The organism is Salmonella sp. K21076 (assembly GCF_039650795.1).
Taxonomy (GTDB): Bacteria; Pseudomonadota; Gammaproteobacteria; order Enterobacterales; family Enterobacteriaceae; genus Salmonella; species Salmonella enterica.
On the sequence record NZ_JBCLYA010000021.1, the window covers coordinates 1 to 7,896 of the forward strand.

Sequence of the window (7,896 nt, forward strand, 5' to 3'; positions counted from 1 at the left end):
AAACCAACGTTTATGAAAATGCAGAGATAACGGCTAACTGGCATCATCTCCGGTTTTTATTCAGGGGGATGATCATGCTTATTGGCTATGTACGCGTGTCAACAAATGACCAGAACACCGATTTGCAACGCAATGCACTGAGCTGTGCGGGATGTGAGCGGATTTTTGAGGATAAAATCAGTGGCACCAAGTCCGACAGACCGGGGCTGAAAAAGCTGCTCAGGACACTATCGGCAGGAGACACGCTGGTTGTCTGGAAGCTGGACAGACTGGGGCGCAGTATGCGGCATCTTGTTACGCTGATAGAAGAGCTGCGCCAGCGTGGCGTGAATTTCCGAAGCCTGACTGACAGTATTGATACCAGCACCCCAATGGGCCGTTTCTTTTTTCATGTCATGGGTGCCCTGGCTGAAATGGAACGCGAACTGATAGTTGAACGTACCAGGGCGGGGCTGGCTGCAGCTCGTGCTAAAGGCAGAGTAGGTGGACGCCGTCCTAAGTTGACCAGCGAACAGTGGGCACAGATTGGGCGTTTACTCGAGGCCGGAGAATCAAGACAGCGTATTGCACTGATTTTTGATGTAGGCGTTTCTACCATTTATCGAAAATTTCCGGCAAATAAGAACAATAAATCTCCCTGAATCAGCTTTATTTTGATTATCCCTGAAAGCAGACAAATACCGTCATTTTGTGTGAATAACGGTACAACTGCGCTTAGCTGTTTGTCAGGCACAATCACTTCAACATAGGGCGAAGCCTAATCCAATCAGGAGGTTCGCCACTATGGCTCAGGATTACCACCACGGGGTGCGCGTTGTTGAAGTCAACGAAGGCACCCGATCCATTACCACGGTGAGCACCGCCATCGTGGGTATGGTCTGCACGGGCGATGATGCCGATGCAAAAATGTTTCCTCTTAATAAACCCGTGCTGATCACTGATGTGCTGACTGCCAGCGGTAAAGCGGGTGAGTCAGGCACGCTGGCCCGTTCGCTGGATGCCATCGCTGACCAGGCAAAACCCGTGACCGTTGTTGTGCGTGTGCCGCAGGGTGAAACGGAAGAAGAAACCACGACCAATATCATCGGCGCAGTGACCGCTGAAGGTAAAAAAACAGGCATGAAAGCCCTGTTATCTGCCCAGTCACAGCTTGGCGTTAAACCGCGCATTCTCGGCGTGCCAGGCCACGACACCAAGGCGGTAGCTACTGAGTTGCTGAGCGTGGCGCAAAGCCTGCGTGGATTTGCTTACCTGTCAGCGTATGGCTGCAAGACGGTACAGGAGGCGATCACTTACCGTGAAAACTTCAGCCAGCGCGAAGGGATGCTGATCTGGCCTGACTTTACTGGCTGGGACACTGTGCTGAATGCCGAAGCAACGGCATATGCCACCGCCCGTGCGCTTGGTCTGCGCGCCAAAATTGACGAGCAGACCGGATGGCACAAAAGCCTGTCCAACGTGGGCGTGAACGGTGTCACCGGAATTTCTGCTGATGTGTTCTGGGATCTGCAGGACCCGGCAACCGATGCGGGACTGCTGAACCAGAACGACGTCACCACGCTTGTGCGTAAAGACGGTTTCCGCTTCTGGGGTTCCCGCTGCCTGAGTGATGACCCGCTCTTTGCCTTCGAAAACTACACCCGCACGGCGCAGGTGCTGACGGACACGATGGCAGAAGCGCACATGTGGGCGGTGGATAAACCGCTGAATCCGTCGCTGGCCCGCGACATTATCGAGGGTATCCGCGCCAAAATGCGCAGCCTGGTCAGTCAGGGCTATCTCATTGGTGGTGATTGCTGGCTGGATGAGTCGGTGAACGACAAAGACACGCTGAAAGCCGGAAAACTCACCATCGACTACGACTACACGCCAGTGCCGCCACTTGAAAACCTGATGCTGCGTCAGCGCATCACCGATCAGTACCTGGTGAATTTCTCCAGCCAGGTCAGCGCGTAAGGGGACAACATGGCTTTACCACGCAAATTAAAACACCTGAACCTGTTTAATGACGGGAACAACTGGCAGGGGATCGTTGAGTCGCTGACGCTGCCGAAATTTACCCGCAAATATGAGAAGTATCGCGGCGGCGGAATGCCGGGTGCAGTGGATGTGGATCTGGGGCTGGATGACGGCGCACTGGATACGGAATTTTCCATTGGTGGTACTGAGCTGCTGCTGTTTAAGCAGATGGGCAAAGCCACGGTGGATGGCATCCAGCTGCGCTTTACCGGCTCTATTCAGCGTGATGATACCGGGGAAGTGCAGGCCGTGGAGCTTGTGGTGCGTGGACGTCACAAAGAAGTGGATTCCGGCGAGTGGAAGACGGGCGAAAGCAACACCACCAAAGTGACCAGTACCAACAGCTACGCGAAGCTGACCATCAATGGTGAGGTGCTCTATGAAGTGGACCTGATCAACATGGTGGAAATTGTGGACGGTGTGGACCTGATGGAAGCGCACCGTAACGCCCTCGGCCTCTGATGTATCTGAACGGCGTGGGATACCGCGCCAGAACCCAATTTACAGGACAGCAAAATGAGCGATAAGAAGACTGAAAAGACCATTCAACTGGATACTCCCATCAAGCGCGGAAAAACGGAAATCACCGAAATTGTGCTGCGTAAACCGCAGTCCGGTGCGCTGCGCGGTACACGCCTGCAGGCCATTATGGATATGGATGTGAACGCGATGATGACCGTGATCCCCCGCATCTCCAGCCCGGCACTGACTGCACAGGAAATTGCAGAGATGGACCCGGCAGATCTCACTGCCATGTCGGTTGAGGTTGTCACTTTTTTGTTGAAGAAGTCGGTGCTTGCCGGTTTACCGACAGCCTGACGGTTGACGATCTGGTGGCAGATATCGCCACCATTTTTCACTGGCCGCCATCCGTTACTGACGTTATGCCGCTGACCGAAGTGCTGGAATGGCGGTATAAAGCGATTCAGAGAAGCGGGGCCAACGATGAGTGATAACAACCTGCGTCTGCAGGTCATTCTTAATGCGGTTGACAAGCTCACCCGCCCATTTCGATCTGCGCAGGCCAGTTCAAGAGAACTGGCTGCTGCTGTCAAAAAATCCCGCGATGCAATAAAGCAGCTTGATCAGGCCGGGAGCAGTCTGGACAGCTTCCGAAAGCTGCAGGCAGAAAATCAGAAATTAGGCGACAGGCTGAACTATGCCCGCCAGCGTGCAAATTTGCTCAGTCAGGAACTGGGAGCGATGGGGCCGCCTTCGCAACGTCAGGTTGTTGCTCTGGGCCGTCAACGGCTGGCTGTTCAGCGCCTGGAAGAACGCCAGAAAAAGCTGCAGCAGCAGACGGCGCTTGTGCGTGCTGAACTGTACCGGGCGGGAATTTCTGCGAAAGATGATGCGGGAGCAACTGCCCGTTTAGCCCGTGAAACATCACGTTATAACCAGGAACTGTCGAAACAGGAGGCGCGGCTGAAGCGACTGGGGGAAGCTCAGCGCAGGATGAATGTGGCGCGTGCCAGTTATGCCCGTTCGCTGGAGGTGCGCGATCGCATCGCAGGAGCCGGAGCCACCACCACGGCGGCAGGGCTGGCAATGGGGACGCCAGTGATGGCGGCAGTAAAAAGCTATACCAGCATGGAAGATGCCATGAAAGGTGTGGCAAAGCAGGTCAATGGTCTGCGTGACGATAATGGCAACCGCACTGCACGTTTTTATGAAATGCAGGATGCCATCAAGGCTGCCAGCGAACAGTTGCCGATGGAAAACGGTGCGGTAGACTTCGCTGCACTGGTTGAAGGTGGTGCGCGCATGAACGTCGCAAACCCTGACGACAGCTGGGAAGACCAGAAACGTGACCTGCTGGCCTTCGCCAGTACGGCAGCAAAGGCGGCAACAGCCTTTGAGCTGCCAGCGGATGAACTGTCAGAAAGTCTGGGGAAAATCGCCCAGCTCTACAAAATCCCTACCCGCAATATTGAACAGCTCGGTGATGCGCTGAACTATCTGGATGATAACGCCATGTCGAAAGGGGCAGACATTATTGATGTCATGCAACGTCTGGGCGGTGTGGCTGACCGTCTGGATTATCGTAAAGCGGCGGCGCTGGGTTCCACCTTTCTGACACTGGGCGCTGCGCCGGAGGTTGCAGCCAGTGCAGCAAACGCGATAGTGCGTGAATTGTCCATTGCCACCATGCAAAGCAAGAGTTTCTTTGAAGGGATGAATCTGCTGAAACTCAATCCTGAAGTTATTGAAAAGCAGATGACGAAGGATGCGATGGGAACTATCCAGCGTGTGCTGGAGAAGGTGAACGCACTGCCGCAGGACAAGCGTCTGTCTGCCATGACCATGTTGTTTGGTAAAGAGTTTGGCGATGACGCGGCGAAACTGGCAAACAACCTGCCGGAACTGCAGCGCCAGCTAAAACTGACAGCGGGCAATGATGCGCTCGGCTCCATGCAGAAAGAATCCGACATTAACAAGGACTCACTTTCTGCGCAGTGGTTGCTGGTCAAAACCGGAGCGCAGAACACCTTCAGCAGCCTGGGCGAAACGCTGCGCCAGCCGCTGATGGATATTCTGTACATGGTGAAAAGCGTCACGGGAGCATCGCGTCGTTGGGTGGAAGCTAACCCGGAACTGACGGGCACACTGATGAAAGTAGCCGCTGTGGTGGCTGCCGTTACCGTGGGCCTCGGCACCTTAGCGGTGGCGCTGGCTGCAGTGCTGGGGCCGCTGGCAGTCATCCGTCTGGGGTTCTCTGTGCTGGGTATCAAAACGTTACCTTCCGTTACGGCAGCAGTAACCCGAACTAGCAGCGCGTTGTCCTGGCTGGCTGGCGCACCACTGGCACTGCTGCGACGCGGGCTTGCTTCATCGGGCAACGCTGCGGGTTTACTTACTGCGCCGTTGTCGTCTTTGCGCCGCACGGCATCACTGACGGGGAATGTCCTGAAAACTGTAGCAGGTGCGCCGGTTGCACTTTTGCGGTCTGGATTATCCGGTTTACGTGCTGTTGCTGTGATGTTTATGAATCCACTGGCAGCACTACGCGGTGGGCTGGCTGCCGCAGGCGCGGTGCTGCGTGTGCTCGCATCCGGCCCGCTGGCGATGTTGCGCATTGCCCTGTATGCCGTATCTGGTCTGTTAGGTGCTCTGCTCAGTCCGATAGGTCTTGTGGTTACTGCACTGGCGGGCGTGGCGCTGGTTGTCTGGAAATACTGGCAACCCATCACCGCATTTCTCGGTGGCGTGGTGGAAGGATTCAAAGCGGCGGCAGGTCCCATCAGTGCAGCATTCGAACCACTTAAGCCTGTGTTTCAGTGGATTGGCGACAAAGTGCAGGCGTTGTGGGGCTGGTTTACTGATCTGCTGACGCCCGTTAAGTCGACCTCTGCCGAACTGCAGAGCGCAGCGGCAATGGGGCGACGATTCGGGGAGGCACTGGCGGAAGGGCTGAATATGGTCATGCATCCGCTGGACTCCCTGAAATCCGGCGTTTCCTGGTTGCTGGAGAAACTCGGTATTGTCAGTAAAGAGGCTGCAAAGGCGAAACTGCCGGAAAGCGTGACGCGTCAGCAACCTGCGACGGTGAATGCAGACGGTAAAGTGATGATGCCATCAGGTGGTTTCCCATCATGGGGATATGGTTTTGCGGGGATGTATGACAGCGGTGGGTATATCCCGCGCGGGCAGTTTGGCATTGTCGGTGAAAACGGGCCTGAAATTGTCAACGGCCCGGCAAACGTGACCAGCCGGAGAAATACAGCTGCACTGGCTGCCGTTGTTGCCGGAATGATGGGTGTTGCTGCCGCGCCAGCAGAGCTTCCACCGTTGCACCCTTTGGCATTTCCCGCGAAAGGCGGTGAAGCGATGGTGAGTCGCGCAGCCACTGTGTCGCCCGTTCAACGGATTGAGGCACCGACGCAGATCATCATTCAGACGCAGCCAGGACAAAGTGTGCAGGATATTGCGCGGGAGGTGGCCCGCCAGCTTGATGAACGTGAACGCAGGCTGAAGGCAAAAGCCAGGAGTAACTACAGCGATCAGGGGGGATACGACGCATGATGATGGTGCTGGGATTGTACGTGTTTATGCTGCGCACTGTGCCGTATCAGGAACTGCTGTATCAACGCAGCTGGCGACATGCGGCAAACAGCCGGGTCAACCGACGTCCATCCACGCAGTTTCTGGGACCGGACAACGACATGCTGACGCTTTCTGGTGTTCTTATGCCGGAGATAACGGGCGGCAGACTGTCGTTGCTGGCTCTGGAGCAGATGGCAGAACAGGGAAAAGCATGGCCCCTGATTGAAGGCAGCGGCACGATTTACGGCATGTATGTGATTGAGGGACTGAATCAGACTAAAACGGAGTTTTTCCGCGATGGTATGCCGCGCCGGATTGAGTTCACCCTGTCGCTCAAACGGGTGGATGAATCCCTGTCCGATATGTTCGGTGATCTCAGTGCGCAGCTGAATAATTTGCAGGATACGGTAACGTCTGCCTTAAGCGATATCAGTAAAACGGTGGGAGGGCTGCTGTCGTGAATTTCAGCTCTGAACTGCTTAACAAAGGCAACAAAACTCCCGCATTCAGCATCAGTATTGAGGGGAAGGATATCACCACTGTGCTGGATAACCGCCTGATGAGTCTGACGCTGACGGACAATCGGGGCTTTGAAGCAGACCAGCTTGATTTGGAGCTGGACGACGCCGACGGAAAAATCGTGCTGCCGCGCCGTGGGGCTGTCATTACGCTGGCGTTGGGCTGGAAGGGGCAGCCGCTTTTCCCGAAAGGAGCATTCACGGTGGACGAGATTGAACACACTGGCGCACCGGACCGCCTGACTATCCGGGCGCGAAGTGCTGATTTTCGTGAAACCCTGAATACCCGCCGTGAAAAATCGTGGCACAAGACCACCGTTGGGGAAGTGGTGAAGGAAATAGCTGCGCGGCACAAACTGAAGATGGCATTGGGTGAAGACCTGTCGGATAAACCCGTGGAGCATATAGACCAGACCAATGAGAGTGACGGCAGTTTTCTGATGCGGCTGGCGCGCCAGTACGGTGCTATTGCGTCGGTGAAAAATGGCAATCTGTTATTCATCCGGCAGGGACAGGGTAAAAGCGCCAGCGGTAAACCACTGCCGGTGATCACTATCACACGGAAGGACGGCGACAGTCACCGCTTTACCCTGGCAGATCGCGGAGCCTACACGGGCGTAATTGCCAGCTGGTTGCATACCCGCGAACCCGCGAAGAAAGAAAGCACCACGGTGAAGCGTAAGCGCAGGACTAAGAAGCAGAAGAAAGAGCCGGAAGCGAAGCAGGGCGATTACCTGGTGGGGACGGATGAAAACGTGCTGGTACTTAATCGCACTTATGCCAACCGGAGCAACGCCGAACGAGCGGCGAAAATGCAGTGGGAACGCTTGCAACGCGGCGTTGCGTCATTCTCGCTACAACTGGCGGAAGGTCGGGCAGATCTCTACACGGAAATGCCTGTGAAGGTCAGTGGCTTTAAACAGCCGATAGATGATGCGGAATGGACCATTACCACCCTGACACATACTGTCAGCCCGGATAATGGTTTTACGACCAGTCTGGAGCTTGAAGTGAGGATTGATGATTTCGAAATGGAATGATTCTTCGCAATGGAGAACTTTTAAGTTTGCAAAATGGAATAATGCGGTATCATTATTGTGAATTTAGCAAAAATGGGGAGAGCTCGAAAAATGATGATTTGCCCACTGTGTGGAAGTGCCGCCCATACTCGCAGCAGTTTTCAGGTATCTTCATTGACCAAAGAGCGTTACAACCAGTGCCAGAACATTAACTGCAGCCATACTTTTGTTACCCATGAAACTTTTGTTCGTTCGATTGCAACGCCAAAAGAGTCAAATCCGGTTCAGCCGCATCC

At 54.9% G+C, this 7,896-nt stretch carries 9 protein-coding genes; all 9 read left to right on the plus strand.

Features of this window, described 5'->3' with window-relative positions; translation table 11 throughout:
• Window positions 1–74 precede the first annotated feature (74 nt).
• Window positions 75–641, plus strand: a complete 567-nt coding sequence (locus AAYN39_RS07750) for a recombinase family protein (RefSeq protein ID WP_000905046.1) — start codon at window positions 75–77, stop codon at window positions 639–641.
• A 142-nt stretch (window positions 642–783) separates the two neighbouring features.
• Complete coding sequence (locus tag AAYN39_RS07755; protein WP_000046142.1) at window positions 784–1,956, plus strand: phage tail sheath protein; 1,173 nt, start codon at window positions 784–786, stop codon at window positions 1,954–1,956.
• A 9-nt stretch (window positions 1,957–1,965) separates the two neighbouring features.
• Complete coding sequence (locus tag AAYN39_RS07760; protein WP_001207656.1) at window positions 1,966–2,481, plus strand: phage major tail tube protein; 516 nt, start codon at window positions 1,966–1,968, stop codon at window positions 2,479–2,481.
• 54 nt (window positions 2,482–2,535) lie between these two features.
• A complete protein-coding gene (locus tag AAYN39_RS07765) occupies window positions 2,536–2,838 on the plus strand; it encodes a phage tail assembly protein (protein WP_001280897.1) in 303 nt (100 codons plus the stop codon).
• A gap of 14 nt (window positions 2,839–2,852) precedes the next feature.
• Window positions 2,853–2,972, plus strand: coding sequence for a GpE family phage tail protein (locus tag AAYN39_RS07770; RefSeq protein WP_000763311.1), 120 nt, complete (start codon window positions 2,853–2,855; stop codon window positions 2,970–2,972).
• Window positions 2,965–6,042 (plus strand): phage tail tape measure protein, encoded by a 3,078-nt coding sequence (locus AAYN39_RS07775; RefSeq protein WP_001282793.1) that lies wholly within the window; start codon window positions 2,965–2,967, stop codon window positions 6,040–6,042. Before AAYN39_RS07770 ends, AAYN39_RS07775 begins: the two co-directional genes overlap by 8 nt.
• Window positions 6,039–6,524: a phage tail protein gene (locus AAYN39_RS07780; RefSeq protein WP_000980381.1), complete on the plus strand. Its 486-nt coding sequence runs from the start codon at window positions 6,039–6,041 to the stop codon at window positions 6,522–6,524. The genes AAYN39_RS07775 and AAYN39_RS07780 overlap by 4 nt, the downstream gene beginning before the upstream one ends.
• A complete protein-coding gene (locus tag AAYN39_RS07785) occupies window positions 6,521–7,621 on the plus strand; it encodes a phage late control D family protein (protein WP_001011760.1) in 1,101 nt (366 codons plus the stop codon). The genes AAYN39_RS07780 and AAYN39_RS07785 overlap by 4 nt, the downstream gene beginning before the upstream one ends.
• Before the next feature lie 90 nt (window positions 7,622–7,711).
• Window positions 7,712–7,896 (plus strand): ogr/Delta-like zinc finger family protein (locus AAYN39_RS07790; RefSeq protein WP_001787161.1); only part of this gene is annotated, 185 nt, incomplete at its 3' end.

What these genes read in the sequence shown, in the direction of transcription:
- AAYN39_RS07750 (WP_000905046.1), top strand. Translation starts at nt 75, where the DNA reads ATGCTTATTGGCTATGTACGCGTGTCAACAAATGACCAGAACACCGAT.
- AAYN39_RS07755 (WP_000046142.1), top strand. Translation starts at nt 784, where the DNA reads ATGGCTCAGGATTACCACCACGGGGTGCGCGTTGTTGAAGTCAACGAA.
- AAYN39_RS07760 (WP_001207656.1), top strand. Translation starts at nt 1,966, where the DNA reads ATGGCTTTACCACGCAAATTAAAACACCTGAACCTGTTTAATGACGGG.
- AAYN39_RS07765 (WP_001280897.1), top strand. Translation starts at nt 2,536, where the DNA reads ATGAGCGATAAGAAGACTGAAAAGACCATTCAACTGGATACTCCCATC.
- AAYN39_RS07775 (WP_001282793.1), top strand. Translation starts at nt 2,965, where the DNA reads ATGAGTGATAACAACCTGCGTCTGCAGGTCATTCTTAATGCGGTTGAC.
- AAYN39_RS07780 (WP_000980381.1), top strand. Translation starts at nt 6,039, where the DNA reads ATGATGATGGTGCTGGGATTGTACGTGTTTATGCTGCGCACTGTGCCG.